This is a genomic window from Kitasatospora sp. NPDC015121, from assembly GCF_055562955.1.
On record NZ_JBVHEH010000008.1, the window covers coordinates 205,897 to 224,587 of the forward strand.

Consider the following 18,691-nt stretch of genomic DNA (forward strand, 5'->3'; position numbering starts at 1 on the left):
CCGTCGCTCTCCTAACGCAGGTACGAGGTGTCCTGGATCCAGCGGAAGCCGCGGCCGACCAAGGGGAAGGTGGCGAGGTCGCGTCGGCTCAGTCGCAGGCGCAGGCGGCAGCCGTCGACGTCGCCCTCCAGGTCGAGCAGGTCGTCGCCGGTCCGCCGGAAGGTGAGCGTCACCTGCCACTTCGGGTCGGCCGCCTTGGTCAGCGCGAGGGTGCCGGCGTCGGTGTCGATCGCCGCCATGCAGGGGTCGAGGGAGTCGTCGGTGTACTGGATGGCAACGGCGTCGGCGGAGTCCACGGCGAGTCGCCGCCACTGCCGGCCGTCCTCCGCGGTGGCGGGGCGCGGCTCGCCGTCGACGGTGGATTCGGTGATGTCCCACAGGCCGTACAGCTCGGGCCTGGGCCGGCCGCCGGCGTGGTTCCTCCAGAACGACCAGTCGTTGCGCAGCTGCGCGCCGAGCAGCCAGAGTCCGGCGCCGACCTGCGCGGCGGTGGCGAGTCGGTTCGCCCGCCGGGAGCGGAACAGGTCGGTGGGGGCGGCGGCGGGGACCGGGGCCTCGGTGAGCAGGGCGCCGGCCAGCCGCGGGGCCTGGGGGGCGAGCAGGAGCACGGCGAGCAGCGCCAGCTGGAAGGAGTGGACCTTGACGGGGACGTCGAAGGTCAGGTTGAGCAGCAGCACCTGGGCCATCTCGGTGGCCGACAGCAGGGCGCCGAGCGTGGCGGTGCGCGGGACGACGAGCAGCAGTCCGCCGGTGATCTCCGCGGCGCCGAGCAGCACCTGGTAGGGCGTGGAGGAGCCGATCTGCGCCCACAGCAGGCCCATCGGGCTGAGGTCGCCGACCGGTTCGACCAGCTTGGACGGCGGCAGCTGCGGGAACTGGAGCGGGACGGCCTTGGCCGCGCCGTAGGAGAACATCTGCCCGGCGAGGCAGAACCGGAGGGCCAGCCGGACCCACCTGTCGAGCGTCGCGTGGTCGGTGCGGTCGCGGTCCAGCGCGGACCAGAGCGGGGTGACGGCGGCGGCGCCCGCGAGCCAGCAGAGCTGCCCGGCCCAGGTGTGCGGGTCGTCGCCGCCGGCGAAGCGGTTGCCGAGCTCCCGGCGCAGCACCCGGGTGGCCATCCAGTTGCGGGCGGGGCGGACCTCCCAGCGGTCGGCCCAGGAGTCGGCGGCCTGCTGCTGCCGTCCCATGCCGCCGCCGCGCAGCGCCAGGTAGATCTGCGGGCTGGTCAGGCAGTACAGGCCGCCGTAGACGACGCCGAACCGGTAGGCGGTGCGGGCGGCGCCCGCCCAGTTCCGCCGGGTCGGCCCGGTGACGGCGGGCGGGAGGGCGCTCACGGCCGCCCGGGCGACCGGCGAGGACGCCACGGTTCGCAGCCACTTGCCCACGCGGAGCTTCATCTTCCCTCGTCTTCCCAGGAGGCCTCGGTGGTCAGTTGCGGCGGAAGCGGCCGAGCCAGGCGTGTCCGTCGTGGAGCTCGGACGTGGTCGGGACGATGCCGCGGATGTGGGCGTCGTCGATCGACTCGACCGTCCAGCCGTCGGCGAACCCGGCCCGCAGGTGCTCGGCGGAGCGCCTGAGGTCGGCCGGCTGCTGGTCCTCGGGCAGCGGCGCCGGGATGCCCTCGACCGCTTCGGCGAGCCGGGCCTGCATCTCCCGGGAGCCGCGGTCGCTGATCGACAGGACGTGCGCCACCGCCCCCGGGCGGCAGACCCGGTGCAGGGCCGCCGCGTAGGCGGCCAGCTGCTCGCCCTCGAAGGTGTGGGCCAGGCCGGAGTCGATGACGGTGTCGAACCGCCCCTCCCAGCCGTCGGGTCGGAGCACGTCGGCGACCTCGAAGACGGCGTCGAGCCCGCGCGCGGCGGCCTTGTCGCGGGCGATGGCGATCGCCGTCGGGGACAGGTCCAGGCCCGTCACCCGGTAGCCCCTGGCCGCCAGGTGGAGGGCGTCCTCGCCGGTGCCGCAGCCCGCGTCGAGCACCGCGCCGGTGATCAGTCCGGCCTGCTCCAGGGCGACGTACGCGGGCTGGGGCGCTCCGATGTCCCACGGCGGGACCTTGCCGAAGGGGCTCTCGCCCCGGTAGACGGCGTCGAAGACCTCGGTCATCACGTCGGGGGCGTCGGCGGGTTCAGTCATGGGTGTCATGGTGGCGTCGTCTCCCGAGCGGGTCCCAGGTCTCTTGCGGACTTCTGTCACAGCCGGGCGGTGCCGAGCAGCGCGGCCGTGTGCAGGGCGTCGGCGGCCGCGGCGCCCGCGGCGCCGGCGGCGGTGACGGACTGCTTCCAGCGGCTGGCCAGGTCCCCGGCCGCGTACAGGCCGGGCGCGCTGGTGCGCTGGAAGGCGTCGACGGTGAGGAAGCCGGCGTCGTCGACCGCCAGCCGCAGCTGCTCGGCGAGCCGTCGCACCAGGGGCTGCTGCCGCTGCTGCGGGGTCCACACCAGGGTGTCCCGCTCCAGCATCCGGCCGTCGGCCAACTCGATGGTGTGCAGCGCCCCTTGACGGTGGTGCAGGCGCCGGACGGTGCCCGCGACGACGTCGCCGCCGTCGGCCCGGGCGGTGGCGCGGGCGGCCTCCAGGCCGGGCATGGACTCCGGGCAGATCGCGAGGGTGTCCTCGCTCCAGGCGCGGAAGCCGACGGCCGAGAGGGCCGCGAGTTCCGGGCCCTCCGTGACGGTGGCCCAGCGCCCGCCGGCGTTCTCCTCGCCGAGGCAGAACGGGCAGTGGATGACGCTGCGGCCCCAGCACTCCGCGAAGCCGTCCACACCCTCCGGGAAGACGTCGACCACGCCGGCCGCCAGCAGGACGGTGCCGGCCTCCAGCGTCCCGCCGCCTTCGAGGGCCACCCGGAAGCCCCCGTCCGAGACGGGCGTCACGCTCTCGGCGTCGGCCTCCACCCGCTCGACGGTCTTGTAGCGCGACAGTTCGCGCCAGGCCCGGGCCCGGAACTCGGCAGGCGTGACACCGTCCAGGCCGACGTGCCCGTGCACGCCCGCCGACGCGGCGTTGCGGGCCGGCCCGGGGCCGTCCACCACCGTCACCGGGTGGCGGTACCGGGCGAGGCCGAGCGCCGCGGTGAGCCCGGCGGGGCCGGCGCCCACGATGACGGTGGTCTGGTCGGGGTGCGAGGTCATCGGTCTGGTCCCTTCCGTCGGGCGGCGTCCGCCGAACTCGCATTCTGGCCGCCGCCACCGGAGGGGAAGGGAGACGTGAAAGAAGAGCGCCAGACTCTCCCCGGACCCGTCCCGGACCCGCGGCGGGGCGGGCGGAGGTGGACGGACGCCCCCGGCCCTCCGGGGAGGGGGACCGGGGGCGCGCCGGCGGGGCGGTCAGCCGGCGACGTACGCGGCGAGGTGCTGGCCCGTCAGGGTGGAGCGGGCGGCGATCAGGTCCTCGGGGGTGCCCTCGAAGACGATCCGGCCGCCGTCGTGGCCGGCGCCGGGGCCGAGGTCGATGATCCAGTCGGCGTGCGCCATCACCGCCTGGTGGTGCTCGACCACGATGACCGTCTTGCCGTCGTCCACCAACCGGTCGAGCAGGCCGAGGAGTTGCTCGACGTCGGCCAGGTGCAGGCCGCTGGTCGGCTCGTCCAGGATGTAGACGCTGCCCGTCCCGGCCATGTGGTCGGCGAGCTTCAGCCGCTGCCGCTCGCCGCCGGAGAGCGTGGTGAGCGGCTGGCCGAGGCTGAGGTAGCCCAGGCCGACCTCGTTGAGCCGGTCGAGGACGGCGTACGCGGCCGGCGTCCGGGCCTGGCCGCGGCGGAAGAACTCGGCGGCCTCCGCCACCGGCATCGCGAACACCTCGCTGATGTCCTTGCCTTCGAGGCGGTACTGCAGCACCGACTTCTGGAAGCGCCGGCCCTCGCACTCCTCGCAGGTGGTGGCGACCCCGGCCATGATCGCCAGGTCGGTGTAGATGACGCCCGCGCCCTTGCAGGCGGGGCAGGCGCCCTCCGAGTTGGGGCTGAACAGCGCCGGCTTGACGTCGTTGACCTTCGCGAAGGTCTTCCGGATCGGCTCCAGCATGTCGGTGTAGGTGGCCGGGTTGCTGCGCCGCGACCCCTTGATCGGCGCCTGGTCCACCGTCACCACGCCGCCCCGGCCGGCCACCGAGCCGTGGATCAGCGAGCTCTTGCCGGAGCCCGCGACACCGGTGACCACGGTCAGCACGCCCAGCGGAATGTCGACGTCGACGTCGCGCAGGTTGTGCGAGTTCGCGCCGCGCACCTTCAGCACCCCGGTGCGCTCGCGCACCCACGGCTTCACCGCGGCCCGGTCGTCCAGGTGGCGCCCGGTGACGGTGCCGCTCGCCCGCAGACCGTCCACCGAGCCCACGAAGACCACCTCGCCGCCCTTGGTGCCGGCGTACGGCCCGAGGTCGACCACGTGGTCGGCGATCAGGATGGTCTCCGGCTTGTGCTCGACGACCAGCACGGTGTTGCCCTTGTCGCGCAGCCGCAGCAGCAGGTCGTTCATCCGCTGGATGTCGTGCGGGTGCAGACCCACCGTCGGCTCGTCGAAGACGTAGGTGACGTCGGTGAGCGCCGAGCCCAGGTGGCGGACCATCTTGACGCGCTGCGCCTCACCGCCGGAGAGCGTGCTGGAGGAGCGGTCCAGCGACAGGTAGCCGAGGCCGATCTGCACGAACGAGTCGAGGGTCTGGCCGAGCACCGTCAGCAGCGTGTTGACCGACGGGTCGGTCAGGCCGCGCAGCCACTCGGCGAGATCGCTGATCTGCATCGCGCAGGCGTCGGCGATGCTGACGCCGTCGATCTTCGCGGACCGGGCGGTCTCGCTGAGCCGGGTGCCGTGGCACTCGGGGCAGGCGGAGAACGCCACCGCGCGCTCCACGAACGCCCGGATGTGCGGCTGGAGCGCCTCCTTGTCCTTGGACAGGAAGGACTTGCGCACCCGCGCGATCAGGCCCTCGTAGGTGGTGTTGACGCCCTTCACCTTGACCTTGGTCGGGTCCCGGTGCAGGAGGTCGTGCCGCTCCTGCTCGGTGTAGTCGCGGATCGCCTTGCGCGGGTCGAAGAAGCCCGACTCGATGAACGACTGCACCACCCAGCCGTCCGGCTTCCAGCCGGGGACGGTGATCGCGCCGCCCGCCAACGACTTGCTGTCGTCGAACAGTTGGGCCGGGTCGATGTCCGAGACCGAGCCGATGCCCTCGCAGCGCAGGCACATGCCGCCGACGACGCTGAAGCCCTTCTCGATCTTCTTGCCGTTCACCACCAGCACGCCCGACGCCTCCGCCGAGGCGACGTTGAACGCGAACGCCTTCTGCGTGCCGATGTACGGCTTGGCGAGCCGGCTGAACAGGATCCGCAGCAGCGTGCCGGCGTCGGTGGCGGTGCCGACGGTGGAGCGCAGGCTGGTGCCCATCGGCTGCTGGTCGACCAGGATCGCGGTGGTCAGCCCGTCGAGCACCTCGACGTCGGGGCGCGCCAGGGTCGGCATGAAGCCCTGGATGAAGGCGCTGTACGTCTCGTTGATCAGCCGCTGCGACTCGGCGGCGATGGTGTCGAACACCAGGGAGCTCTTGCCCGAACCGGAGACCCCGGTGAACACCGTCAGGCGCCGCTTGGGGATCTCCACGTGGACGTTCTTGAGGTTGTTCTCCCGCGCCCCCTGCACCCGGATCATGTCGTGGCTGTCGGCGGCGGTCGAGGCGGGCGGCTGGGTGTGCGGCTCTGCTCCGGCAGTCATGGTGTCCCTCCCGTGTGGCGGGCGCGGCCCGCCTTCGTCGTGCGACGTGGTGCCGAGTTCCGGAACCACCCGGTTCCTGGACATCGAGCGTATACCTGCAAACTCGGTTGAAAGCCGGAGCCGGAATTCCCGGGACTTCGCTGGGCTAAAGTCTCAAACCGTGATGCACCTGCGCCCGTTCGACCTGGCCCGTGAGCACGGCATCTCCACCCAGGCCGTCCGCAACTACGAGCAGAGCGGCTTCCTCCCGCCCGCCGGCCGCACCCCGGCCGGCTACCGCACCTACACGACGACGCACGCGGCGGCGCTGCGGGCCTACCTGGCGCTGGTCCAGGCGTACGGCTACGCGGTGGGCGGGGAGATCATGCGGCTGCTCAACGCGGGCGACCTGGACGGCGCGCTGACCGCCGTGGACCGCGGCCACGCCCAACTGCTGCGCGACCGGTCCACCCTGGAGGCGGTCGAGCAGGCGGTGCGGCACCTCGCCGCCGAAACCGCCGGAGCCGCCGGAGCCAAGGGACTCGCCGGAGCCGTCGGACCCAAGGGACCCGCCGGAGCCGCCGGGCTCAAGGGAGCCGCCGCGCGCCCGGCGGCCGGCCGCGCGCCGCTCAGCATCGGCGAGCTGGCGCGCCGCCTGGGGGTGACGGCGGCGACCCTGCGCAACTGGGAGGCGGTGGGCATCCTCTCCCCCACCCGCGCGCCCGTCACCGGGCACCGCGCCTACGACGCCGCCGACGTGCGGGACGCCGAGCTGGCGCACCTGCTCCGGCGCGGCAGCTACCCGCTGGAGCACATCCGCACCGTGGTCGAGCAGGTCCGCACGGTCGGCGGCACCGACGCGCTGTCCGACGCCCTCGACGACTGGCGGCGCCGGCTCACCGCCCGCGGCGTGTCGATGCTCGACGCGGCGGCCCGGCTCTCCGGGTACGTCGCCCTGCTGTCCGGGTGACAGAGACCGGAAGGATTCGCCGGGCCGCCCGGGCGGCGCGCCGGAGACTGGGTCCGCCGTCGACCGGGGAGCCTGCCGAAGGAGCTGACCGCAGTTGAACACCGTTCCGGCCCTGTTCGAGTCGTCCGTCGCCCGGTGGGGCGAGGAGCCCGCCCTGATCGACCGGGAGCGGACCCTCGACTACACGGAGCTGAACGCCCGGGTCAACCGGCTCGCCCGCGCGCTGATCGCGCACGGCGTGGGCCCGGACCGGCTGGTCGCGGTCGCCGTGCCCAAGTCGAACGACCTGGTCGTGGCCGTCCTGGCGGTGCTCAAGGCCGGTGGCGCCTACCTCCCGCTCGACCCCGGCTACCCGGCCGAGCGCCTGTCGTTCATGCTCGCCGACGCCCGGCCGGTGCTGCTGCTGCGCTCCGCCTCGGTGCCGCCGTTCGCCGCGGGGCCGGCCGAACTCGTGGTGGACGACCCGGAGTTCCGCGCCGCGTACGAGGCCCTGCCCGGGCACGACATCGCGCAGGACGAGCGCCGCGCCGAGCTGCGCCCCGACCACCTGATGTACGTCATCTACACCTCCGGCTCGACCGGCACGCCCAAGGGCGTCGCCGTGCCGCACGACGGGGTGCGCGACCTGGCCGCCACCCAGGCGGCCGTCCTGGGCGCCGGCCCCGGGGACCGGGTGCTGCAGTGGGCGTCGATCAGTTTCGACGCCGCGTTCTGGGACGTCACCCTGGCCCTGCTGTCCGGCGCGGCCCTGGTGATGGCGCCCGCCGAGGACCTGCTGCCCGGCCAGCCGCTGTGGAACACCCTGCTGAAGCACGGCGTCACGCACGCGGTGCTGCCGCCGGTGGCGCTCAGCGAGACCGACGCCGAGGACGTCCTGCTCGGCGGGACGGTGATGTCGACGGGCGACAGCTGCACCCCCACCCTGGTGCGCAAGTGGGCCCGGGACCGGCGGATGTTCAACGGGTACGGCCCCACCGAGGTGACCGTCGGCGCGACCGTCGGCGGGCCGGTCCGCGAGGGCGGGGACGTCGGGATCGGCGTGCCGTGGACCGGGAACCGGGTGCGGGTGCTCGACGAGCGCCTGCGGCCGGTGCCGGTCGGCGCCGAGGGCGAGCTGTACATCGCGGGCAGCGGCCTGGCCCGCGGCTACCTGGACCGGTTCCCGGCCACCGCGGTGAAGTTCGTCGCCGACCCGTTCGGGCCGCCCGGCGGCCGGATGTACCGCACCGGCGACCGGGGGCGTCAGGGAGCGGACGGCGAGCTGTACTTCGCGGGCCGCGCGGACGGCCAGGTGAAGCTGCGCGGCTTCCGCGTCGAACTCGGCGAGATCGAGGCCCGGCTCGCCGCCCACCCGGCGGTGGACGTCGCCGTCGCCGTGGTGCGCGGCGAACTCGCCGACGCCCACGTGGTCGGCTACGTCACCGCCACCGCCCCGGTGGCGCCCGCCGAGCTGCGCGCCCACCTCGCCGAGTCGCTGCCCGCCCACATGGTGCCCGCCCGGATCACCGTGCTGGACCGGTTCCCGACCCTCGCCAACGGCAAGATCGACCGGGCGGCCCTGCCGCTGCCCGGGGCGCGGACGGACGGCGGGCCCGGGGCAGACGAGGCGGACGAGGCGGAGCCCGGGGCGGACGGGGCGGACGGCTGCGCGGCCGTGGTCCGCGCGATCGTCCGGGAGGTCCTCGACGTCCCGGACGCCGGACTCGCCGACAACTTCTTCGAACTCGGCGGGCACTCCGTGCAGGCGACCCGGCTGGCCGTGCGGATCCGCGAGCGGTTCCAGGTCGCGCTGCCGATCCGCACCGTGCTGGAGACGGCGACCATCGGCGAACTCGCCGCGGCCGTCGAGGGCCGGCTGGCGGACGGGACGGTCAGCGCAGTGCGACGGGCAGGCTGCTGAAACCGTTCAGGAAGGTGGAGTAGATCGGCGCGGGCTCGCCGCACAGCTCGATCTCGGACACCGACCCGATCAGCGCGCTCAGCAGCGCGTGCAGCTCCGCCCGGCCGAGGAACGCGCCGACGCAGAAGTGCGGGCCGTGGCCGAAGGAGAGGTGCTTGTTGGGCGTGCGGGCCGGGTCGAAGCGCTCCGGCCGGTCGAACACCTCCTCGTCGTCGTTGGCGGAGGTGTTCCACATCGTCACGATGTCGCCCGCCCGCACCCGCCGGCCGCCGATCACGGTGTCCCGGGTCGCGGTGCGGGCGAAGTGCCGGGCGGGCGTGGCCCAGCGCAGCACCTCCTCGACGGCCGTGTCGACGCCGATCGACCCGTCGCGCAGCGCCCGCCACTGCTCGGGGTGCTCGGCGAACGCCTTCACCGCGCAGATCGCGGACACCCGGGAGGACTCGTCGCCGCCGAGCACCAGGCTGTAGCAGTTCAGCGCGACGGCCTCCAGGGTCAGCGGGGCGCCGTCGACCTCCGCCGTCGCGATCATGCTGACCACGTCGTCGCCGGGGGCGCCGCGGCGGTGCCGGGCGAGGTCCATGAAGTAGCCGATGATCTCGTTGCGGGCCTCCAGCGAGTCCAGCCGGTCGGAGTCGGCGTCCTCGGAGGACAGCGCCAGCTTGTTCCAGCCCAGCAGGCTCTCGCGGTCCGCCGCCGGGATGGACAGCAGGTCGCAGATGGTCTGCATCGGCACGTGCTCGGCGACCTCCGCCGCGAAGTCGAACTCGCCCCGGCCGGCGACGTCGCCGATCAGGCGCGCGGTCCGCTCCCGCACCTTCCGCTGGACCGGGCCCAGGACCTGCGGGGAGAAAGCCCGCAGCATCAGGCTGCGCAGCTCGCGGTGGCGCGGCCGGTCGGTGACCGCGAGCATCTGGCCGCCCGCCGAGTCGCCGCCGCTCAGCAGCACGTCCAGCACCGTCCCGCGACCGGAGCTCAGCGCACGCGCGTCGGAGTAGCACGCCAGCACGTCCGCGTGCCGGGAGACGACCCAGAAACCGGGGTTCCCCGGGTGCCGGTACACGGGCCGGGTGGCCCGCACCTCGCGCCAGAACGCGCGCCCGTCGTGCCGTACGAAGGTGGTCGGGTCGGTCAGGTCCAGTTCGGTCGTGGTGGTCATGCCGGAATCGTGGCAACGGCGCCGTCGGTGCCGGGGATTTATTGCCCAGGTCTTTCTCCCCGGCGGGCGGCGAAAAGTTCCGTGACATGCTCGGGAATGCACGTCGCCGCACGTGGTGACAGGGGCGGCGGCGGTCGGCCGATCACCTTTCCCGAGGAGGGCGCAATGAGTCCTTTGACGTATGCGGACTATCTCCGGATGGAGACCCTGCTCTCCCTCCAGGAACCGCGCACCCCGCCGGTCTCCAGCCGCTCGGTCGTGCTGGCGGAGCAGTTCTTCATCATCACCCACCAGGCCAGTGAACTCTGGCTCAAGCAGCTGGGGTCCGACCTGGACGCCGCCGCGGAGGCCCTGATGCCGCCCTGCGACGGGCGCGACCTGGAAATCGGGCTGGAATTCCTGCTGCGGGCCGGCGAGGTGCTGGGGGTGCTGCAGCAGCAATTGCTGGTCCTGGAGAGGCTGCCGCTGCGGTATTTCGCGGAGTTCCGGCCCTACCTGGACACGGCGAGCGGCGCCCAGTCCACGCAGTTCCGGCGGCTGACGGCGCTGCTGGGCGGCGACCACCACCAGGGCAGCCTGTACGAGGCGTTCGCGGCGGCGGCCGACTACCACGGGCGCACGGTGCCCGAGGTGTGCCGGCTCGGCGTGGAGTGCGGCGTGCTGCACCGGCTCGCGGAAGCCCTGGTGGACATCGGGAACGCGTACTGGCACTGGAAGGTCGCGCACCTGGCGCTGGTGTCGAAGATGGTCGGCGAGCAGGGCGGCACCGGCGGATCGAGCGGCGCGGACTTCCTCGCCCGCCGGCTCACCCGGCCGTTCCCGGAGCTCCGTCGGCTGCGCGGGAACGTCCACCGGCCGTAGGGGCGGGCGGCGGCTCCCGGAGCGGGAACTGTGGTTCGCTGACCGAAAATCTGTCTGAAAACTCATGCCATCGGAATATGACAGAGGTGCCGCGGGACGACCGGATCGTGCCACCGGCGCCGGTCGGACCGCCCCGCCGGCAGGTCTCCGGCGAGCGCTGTGACCTGAGTATTTCGGGAGTGTTACCCCGTGTTGCGGCCCCGGTGCGGTGCGTCGCCGACCGCGAGGGGGTGGCGAAAACGCCGCGAATCGGCGCCCTGGCAGGCGGAACGGTCTCTAGCCAACATCTGTCACCCCGCTTGATTGCCTACATGGCCGCGACAAGTATCGGCAGGGATGCGGCGAAAGGCCGTGTTGATGGGAAGACCGTCATTGTGGGGGGCTTCGGGATGGGTTGTACCGACGTCACATCCGCGCAGGAAGCCATGTGGCTCGCGCAGGAATTCGCTCCGGACGCACCGAACAACGTGGCCACGCTGTGGGACGTCGACGGCGACCTGGACACCGGCCTGCTCGCCACCGCCCTCAGGACCGCCGTCGCGGAGGCCGACGCCCTGCGGGTGGCCTTCCTGCGTGACGACGACGGGCTGCGGTCCATCACCCGGGACCTCTCGGCGTGGGAGCCGTTCCGGGCTGACGTCGGCGACAGCGCCGACCCCGCCGACGCGGCCCGCGCCGTCGTCGCCGAGCTGGTGCGCCGCCCCTTCGACCCGGCGCGGGAGCCGCTGCTGCGGATCGGCACGATCCGGCTCGCCCCCCGCCGCCACCTGCTCGTGCTGGTCCTCCACCACGTCCTGACCGACGCGTTCGGCGTCCTCACCCTGCTGTCCGGGCGGATCGCCGAGATCCACCGCGCGCTGGCCGCCGGCGCCCCGGTGCCGGCGGCCCGGCTGAACCCGCCGCGGGCCGCGGCGGCGAAGGACGCCGCCTACCGGGCGTCGGCCCGGTTCGCCGGCGCCGAACGGTTCTGGCGCGACTACCTGGCCGGCGACCTGCCCGCCGCCGCGCTGCCCACCGGCGTCCGCCCGGCCGCCGGCGCGCCCGCCGCCGAGGCCGGGTACTGGGACGGCCTCACCGCGCCGCAGCGCATGGCCACCCGCACGGTGACCGTCCCCGCCGCCGAACGCGCCGCCTGGGACCGGACGTCCGCCGCGACCGGGACCTCGGTGCCCGACCTGATCACCTCCGCCGCGACCGCGTTCCTGCGGCACATGTGCGGCCAGTCCGAGCCGCTGCTGACCATCACCGTCAACCACCGCGTCGGCGCGCTGCGGCACTCCCTCGGGCTGCTCTCCAACCGGGTGCCGCTGCGCGTCCGGATCGACCCCGACGCGGACTTCGTGCAGCTCGCCGAGTCGCTGGCCGAGGACCGCCGCCGGGTGCTGCGGCACTCCCGGCACGACATCTCCCTGATCAGGCGGGCCGGCGGCCGCACCGCCGACACCCGCAGCCCGTTCGGCGCCGTCGTCAACGTGCTGCCCGCCGTGCGGGCGCTCGACCTGGCGGGCGCCACCGGCCGCTTCGCCGGCGGCACCTTCGGCGTGATCGACGAGGTGATGGTGTGCGTCTACACCGACGGCACCCCCGACAGCGACCTCTACGTCCGCTTCGACGCGCCGCGCGCGGACTACGAGGAGGAGGACCTCGCCGGGCTCGCCGCCCGCTTCACCACCTTCCTGCGGACGGCCATGGCCGACCCGCGCGCCCCCGTCGGCGCGGTCTCCGCCCTCGACGCGGACGAGCGCCGCACGCTGCTCGCGCGGTCCGCCGGGGACGCCGTGGACGCGCCGCCCGCCACCCTGACCGAACTGCTCGACCGGCAGGCCCTCGCCACCCCCGACGCCGTCGCGGTGACCTTCGAGGACACCGCGCTGACCTACCGCGAACTGGCCGAGCGCTCCGGCCGGCTGGCCCGCCTGCTGGCCGGGCACGGCGCCGGTCCGGAACGCCTGGTCGCCGTGGCGGTGCCGCGCTCGCTGGAGCTGGTCGTCGCCCTGGTCGCCGTGCTGCGGGCGGGCGCGGCGTACGTCCCCGTCGACCCGGACTACCCCGCCGCCCGGACCGCCTTCATGCTCGCCGACGCCGCGCCGGCCCTGCTGCTGACCGTCGGGGGCGCCGCCGACCGGCTGCCACCGACCGACCTCCCGCGGCTGCTGGTCGACGAACTCCCGCTCGGCGAAGGGCCCGTGCTGCTCGCGCCGCACCGGCCCGAGCACCCCGCGTACATGATCTACACCTCGGGCTCGACCGGACGCCCCAAGGGCACGGTCATCACCCACGACGCGATCGTCAACCGGCTGCGCTGGATGCAGGACCACCTCCGGCTCGACGGCTCCGACCGGGTCCTGCAGAAGACCTCCGCCTCCTTCGACGTGTCCGTCTGGGAGTTCTTCTGGCCGCTGATCACCGGCGCCACCCTGGTGGTCGCCCGGCCCGACGGGCACCGCGACCCGGACTACCTGGCGGAGCTGATCGAGCGGGCCGGCGTCACCACCGCGCACTTCGTCCCGTCGATGCTGGCCGAGTTCGCCACCGAGGAGCGGGCCGCCGCCGCCCGCACCGCGCTGCGCCGCGTCGTGTGCAGCGGCGAGGCGCTCCCCGCGGAGCTGGCCGCCCGGTTCCACCGCCTCTTCGGCGTGCCGCTGCACAACCTGTACGGGCCGACCGAGGCCGCCGTCGACGTCACCGCCTGGCAGTACCGGCCCGGCGCGCGGACCGTCCCGATCGGCACGCCCATCTGGAACACGCGGACGTACGTCCTGGACGAGCGGCTGCGACCGGTGCCGCCCGGCGTCCTCGGCGACCTGTACATCGCGGGCACCGGACTCGCCCGCGGCTACCACGGCCGCCCCGCGCTGACCGCGGAGCGCTTCGTGGCCTGCCCGTTCGGGGAGCCCGGGCGGCGCATGTACCGCACCGGCGACCTGGCCCGCTGGAACGCCGAGGGCGAACTGGAGTTCGCCGGGCGCGCCGACCAGCAGGTGAAGATCCGCGGCTTCCGGGTCGAACCCCAGGAGATCGAGGACACCCTGACCGAGCACCCCGGGGTGCTCCGGGCGGCCGTCCTCGCCCGGCCCGGCCGGGGTGCCGACGCGGCCGCGCAGCTGGTCGCCTACGTCGTCCCGGACGCCTCCGGCGCGTGGGACCTGCACGCCGGCCTGGACATCGCCGAACTGCGCGGCTTCGCCGCGACCCGGCTGCCCGCCCACCTGGTGCCCGCCGTCTTCGTCGCGCTGGACCGGCTGCCGCTGTCCGCCAACGGCAAGCTCGACCGGGCCGCGCTGCCGGAGCCGGAGCTCACCGGCCGCGCCCACCGGCCGCCCCGGACCGCCGAGGAGCGCCTGCTGGCGGCCGCGTTCGCCGAGGTGCTCGGCGTGCGGCGGATCGGCCTCGACGACGACTTCTTCGCCCTGGGCGGCGACAGCATCCGGGCGATCCAGGTGGTGGCCCGGGCCCGGGCCGGCGGCCTGGTGCTCGCCCCGCGCACCGTGTTCGAGTGCCGCACCGTCGCCGCGCTCGCCCGGGCCGCCGCCCGCGACACCGCCCCGGCGGCCGTCGAGGAGCTGGCGGGCGGGGGCGTCGGCCTGCTGCCGCTGCCGCCGATGGCCCGGGTGTACGCGGAGCGGGGCCCCGGCCTGGACCGCCTCGCCCAGTGGCTGGTGCTGGAACTGCCCGCAGGGATCGACCTCCCCGGCCTCACCGCCACCCTGGGCGCCGTCCTGGACCGGCACGACGTGCTGCGCTCCCGGCTGACCGACGACGGCCTGCTGGTGCTGCCGGCCGGCAGCGTCGACGCCGCCCCACTCCTCGACCGCGTCGTCGACCACCCCGGCGACCGGGACGGCGGGGCCTGGCAGGACCTGCTGCGCGCCGAGGCCGCCGACGCCACCGGGCTGATCGACGCCCGGGCCGGGCGGATGCTCCGGCCGGTCTGGTTCCGCGCCGCCGGGGACGCGCCCGGGCGGCTGCTGGTCGCCGCCCACCACCTGGTCGTCGACGGACTGTCCTGGCGGGTGCTGCTCTCCGACCTGGCCGACGCCTGGCGCCAGGTCCGGGAGGGCCGCACGCCCGAACTGCCGCCGGTCGGGACCTCGCTGCGCCGCTGGCTGCGCGCCCTGGGCGACGAGGCGGCCCGCCCCGAGCGGGCCGCGGAGGTGACGCTCTGGCAGGAGCTGCTGGCCTCCCCCGTCGCCCCGGTCGGTTCCCGGCCGCTCGACCCCGCGCGGGACCTCGCCTCCGGCACCGACACCGTCCGGGTCGAGCTCCCCGCCGACCTGACCGACGCGGTGCTGACGGCCGTCCCCGCGGCCTACCGCGGCGGCGCCGACGACGTCCTGCTCACCGCACTCGTCCTCGCGCTGGCCCACCAGCGGCGCGGCGTCACGGACGGCGCGACCGTGGTCCGGCTGGAGGGGCACGGCCGGCAGGAGGAACTGGTGCCGGGCGCGGACCTGTCCCGCACGGCCGGCTGGTTCACCACCGTCACCCCCGTCCGCCTCGACCTCGCCGGAGTGGACGTCGACGCCGCCCTCGCCGGCGGCCCGGCCGCGGGCGAGGCCCTGAAACGGGTCAAGGAGCAGCGGCGCGCCCTGCCCGACCAGGGGATCGGCTACACCCTGCTGCGCTACCTCAACGAGGACACCGCGGCGCGGCTGCGGCCGCGCCCGGCGGAGGACATCGGCTTCAACTTCCTCGGCCGGTTCTCCTTCGACGGCCGGGGCGAGGGCTGGACGCCCGCGCCCGAGTGGCCCGAGCTGGTCGCCGCGCCCGCCCCGGACATGCCGGCGCCCAGCGCGCTCGAACTGAACGCCCTGGTGACGGGCGTCGGCGAGGACGCCCGGCTGACCGCCCTGTTCACCTTCGCCACCGGCGTGCTGACGGCCGGTCAGGTCCGCGCGCTGGCCGACAGCTGGTGCGCGGCGCTGCGCGGCCTGCGCGGCCTGGTCGCGGCGGGCGGGCGCGGACTGACGCCCGGCGACGTGCCGCTGGTCACCGTCTCGCAGGACGAACTGGACGGCTGGCAGCGGCAGTTCGGGCGGATCGGCGACGTGTGGCCGCTCACCCCGCTGCAGCACGGCCTGCTGTACCACACGATGCTGGCGCGCAGCGCGTCCGAGGACTACCAGACCCAGTTCGTGTTCCGGATCGAAGGCCCCCTCGACCCGCCCCGGCTGCGGGCCGCGGGCCAGGCGCTGCTCGACCGGCACCCGAACCTGCGGGTCGCGTTCGCCGCGGGCGCGAGCGGCGAGCCCCGGCAGGTCGTGGTCGAGGGCGTCGTGCTGCCCTGGCGGCACCTGGACCTCACCGGCGAGGCCGACCGGGCCGCCCGGCTGGAGGAGTTGCTGGTCGAGGAGCGGGACACCCGCTTCGCCACCGACCGGCCGCCGCTGCTGCGGCTGACCCTGGTCACCCTCGGGCCCGACCACAGCGAACTGGTGCTCACCGCCCACCACGTGCTGCTCGACGGCTGGTCGGTGCCGCTGATCGAACGCGAGCTGCTGGAGCTGTACGCGGCCGACGGCCCGCTGCCGGCGCGCCCGCACGGCTACCGGGACTTCCTCGCCTGGCTGTCGGAGCAGGACGCGGCGCGGTCCGCCGGCGCCTGGGCCGAGGAGCTGGCCGGGGTCGCGGAGCCGACCCTGCTGGCCGCCGCGGTGCCCGGGGCGCCCGGCACCGGCGGCGGCCAGCTGGACGTGGCGCTCGACGGCGAGGACGCCACCCGGCTGGCGCGCCGCGCCGCGGAGTGGGGCGTCACCCCGAACACGCTGGTGCAGGGCGCGTGGGCGATGGTGCTGGCGCAGCTCACCGGCCGCGAGGACGTGCTGTTCGGCGCCACCGTGTCGGGCCGGCCCGCGACGCTGGACGGCGCGGACGGCGTGGTCGGCCTGTTCATCAACACGCTGCCGGTGCGGGTGCGGTGCGGCGTCGGCGAGGCCGTCCCGGAGGTGCTCGGCCGGCTGCAGGACGCCCAGGCGCGGCTGTTGGACCACCACCACCTGGGGCTCGCCGACATCCAGCGGACGACCGGGCTCGGCGCGCTGTTCGACACGCTGGTGGTGTTCGAGTCCTTCCCGGTGGACCGCTCGCGGCGCCCGTCCGCGGGCCCGGTGGTGACGGGCATCCGCCCGTACGCCCCGCCGCACTACCCGCTGACGGTGATCGCGGCGGCCGACCCGCTGCTGCGGATCTCCTTCCAGTACCGGCGCGAGGTGTTCGAGCGGAGCGCCGTGGCGGCGCTCGCCGACCGGCTGGCGCGGGTGCTGCGGCAGTTCGCGGCGGGCGGGCGGCCCACCGTCGCCGCGCTCGACGTGCTGTCCGACGCGGAGCGCGAGCAGGTGCTGCACGGCTGGAACGACACGGCCGTCCCGCCGCCCGGGCGGACCGTCCCCGAGCTGCTGGCCGCGGGCCTGGCGGCGACGCCGGACGCGGTCGGCGTCGAGTTCCGCGGCCACCGGTTGACGTACCGGGAGCTGGACGAGCGCTCGGGCCGGCTGGCGCACTGGCTGGCCGGGCAGGGCGTCGGCCCGGAGTCGCGGGTGGTGGTGCTGCTGCCGCGCTCGACCGATCTGCTGGTGGCCCTGCTGGCGGTGTGGAGGGCCGGCGGCGCGTACGTGCCGGTGGACCCGGAGTACCCGGCGGCCCGGGTGCGGGCGGTGGTCGAGGACAGCGCTCCGGTGCTGGTCCTGGACGCGGAGCGGCTGGCGGGGGTGGACCTGTCCGACGCGTCGCCGCACCCCGCCGCCGGGCCGGGCGCGGTGGTGGGCGCCGAGCACGCCGCGTACGTCATCTACACCTCGGGCTCGACCGGCACGCCCAAGGGCGTGGTGATCCGGCACGGCGCGCTGGCGGTCCTGCTGACCGGCCTGCGGGAGCGGTTCGCCCTGACCCGGGAGGACCGGCTGCTGGCCTGCGCCACCGTCGCGTTCGACATCGCCGCGCTGGAGCTCTTCCTGCCGCTGCTCGCCGGCGGCCGGGTGGTGCTGGCCGGCAAGGACGACCTGGTGCGGCCCGCCGCCCTGCCCGACCTGGTCGAACAGGGCGGGATCACCGTCATGCAGGCCACCCCCGCGCTCTGGCAGAGCCTGGTCACCCACGCGCCGGGCTGCCTGACCGGACTGCGGGTGATCTCCACCGGCGAGGCCCTGCCGCTGGCCCTCGCCGAGGCGCTGTGCAAACACGCCGCGGAGGTCACCAACCTCTACGGCCCGACCGAGACCACCGTCTACGCCACCGCCGCCCGGCCGGTCCCCGGCCGCTCCGGCATGCCGCCCGCCGTCGGCCGCCCGGTCGCCGGCACCCGGATCCTGCTGCTCGACCACGCGCTGCGCCCGGTGCCGCCCGGCGCGACCGGCGACCTGTGGATCGCCGGCGAGGGCCTGGCCCGCGGCTACCACGACCGGCCCGGCCTGACCGCGGAACGCTTCACGGCCTGCCCGTACGGGCCGCCGGGCAGCCGGATGTACCGCAGCGGCGACCTCGCCCGCTGGAGCGCCGACGGCGAGGTCGAGTACCTCGGCCGCTCCGACCACCAGGTCAAGCTGCGCGGCTTCCGGATCGAGCCCGGCGAGATCGAGCACGTGCTGACCCGCCACCCGGCGGTCCACCGGGCCGCCGTGATCGCCCGCGAGGACGTGCCCGGCGACCTGCGGCTGGTGGCCTACGTGGTCCCCGCCGACGGCGCCGAGCCGCCCACCGCGGAGCTGCTGCGCGAGACGGTCAGGGACCGGCTGCCGGCCTACATGGTCCCGGCCGCGTTCGTGACACTCACGGAGCTCCCCCTGACCCCCAACGGCAAACTCGACCGCGCCGCGCTGCGTCCCCCGGACCGCGGCGGCGACGAGTACCGGGAACCCCGTTCGCCCCGCGAGCGGACGCTGTGCGCGCTGTTCGCCGAAGTGCTGGACGTCGAGCGGATCGGTCTCGACGACGACTTCTTCGCCCTGGGCGGGCACTCGCTGAGGGCCACCCGCCTGGTGGCCCGGGTGCGCGCCGAGCTGGGCGTGGACGTCCCGATGCACCTGCTGTTCACCGCCCCCACCGTCGCCGAGCTGACCGACCGCTGGCACGAGACGGCGGCCTCCACCCGAAAGCCCCTGCGGAGAATGACCGAAAGGTAGGAC

Annotated in this window: 9 protein-coding genes; 4 read left to right on the forward strand and 5 right to left on the reverse strand. The window is 74.9% G+C overall.

Annotated features, from left to right (window positions below):
- Positions 1-11: 11 nt before the first annotated feature.
- The 4 genes from ACZ3J7_RS14265 to ACZ3J7_RS14280 all read right to left on the reverse strand — a co-directional run bounded on the left by ACZ3J7_RS14265 (position 12) and on the right by ACZ3J7_RS14280 (position 5,702).
- Positions 12-1,397, reverse strand: a complete 1,386-nt coding sequence (locus ACZ3J7_RS14265; protein WP_465620350.1) for a hypothetical protein — start codon at positions 1,395-1,397, stop codon at positions 12-14.
- Between the two features lie 31 nt (positions 1,398-1,428).
- On the reverse strand, positions 1,429-2,133 hold the full coding sequence (locus tag ACZ3J7_RS14270) for a class I SAM-dependent methyltransferase (RefSeq protein WP_465620352.1): 705 nt from the start codon (positions 2,131-2,133) through the stop codon (positions 1,429-1,431).
- Positions 2,134-2,189: 56 nt separating this feature from the next.
- On the reverse strand, positions 2,190-3,128 hold the full coding sequence (locus tag ACZ3J7_RS14275) for an NAD(P)/FAD-dependent oxidoreductase (protein ID WP_465620354.1): 939 nt from the start codon (positions 3,126-3,128) through the stop codon (positions 2,190-2,192).
- Positions 3,129-3,323: 195 nt separating this feature from the next.
- Positions 3,324-5,702 carry an ATP-binding cassette domain-containing protein gene (locus ACZ3J7_RS14280; protein ID WP_465620356.1) on the reverse strand — a complete coding sequence of 793 codons (2,379 nt, stop codon included), beginning with the start codon at positions 5,700-5,702 and terminating at the stop codon, positions 3,324-3,326.
- 163 nt (positions 5,703-5,865) lie between these two features.
- Between ACZ3J7_RS14280 and ACZ3J7_RS14285 the strand changes: the two genes are divergently transcribed.
- The gene (locus tag ACZ3J7_RS14285) at positions 5,866-6,651 is read left to right on the forward strand and encodes a TioE family transcriptional regulator (RefSeq protein ID WP_465620554.1); all 786 of its coding nucleotides are present in this window, start codon (positions 5,866-5,868) and stop codon (positions 6,649-6,651) included.
- 94 nt (positions 6,652-6,745) lie between these two features.
- On the forward strand, positions 6,746-8,551 hold the full coding sequence (locus ACZ3J7_RS14290; protein ID WP_465620358.1) for a non-ribosomal peptide synthetase: 1,806 nt from the start codon (positions 6,746-6,748) through the stop codon (positions 8,549-8,551).
- Here the strand turns inward: ACZ3J7_RS14290 and ACZ3J7_RS14295 are convergent.
- The gene (locus ACZ3J7_RS14295; RefSeq protein WP_465620361.1) at positions 8,523-9,710 is read right to left on the reverse strand and encodes a cytochrome P450; all 1,188 of its coding nucleotides are present in this window, start codon (positions 9,708-9,710) and stop codon (positions 8,523-8,525) included. The genes ACZ3J7_RS14290 and ACZ3J7_RS14295 overlap by 29 nt on opposite strands.
- A gap of 165 nt (positions 9,711-9,875) precedes the next feature.
- On the opposite strand from ACZ3J7_RS14295, the gene ACZ3J7_RS14300 reads away from it, so the two are divergent.
- Entirely contained in the window at positions 9,876-10,571 is a 696-nt protein-coding gene (locus ACZ3J7_RS14300) for a tryptophan 2,3-dioxygenase family protein (protein ID WP_465620364.1), read from the forward strand.
- Positions 10,572-10,960: 389 nt separating this feature from the next.
- A complete protein-coding gene (locus tag ACZ3J7_RS14305; RefSeq protein ID WP_465620366.1) occupies positions 10,961-18,688 on the forward strand; it encodes an amino acid adenylation domain-containing protein in 7,728 nt (2,575 codons plus the stop codon).
- Positions 18,689-18,691 lie beyond the last annotated feature (3 nt).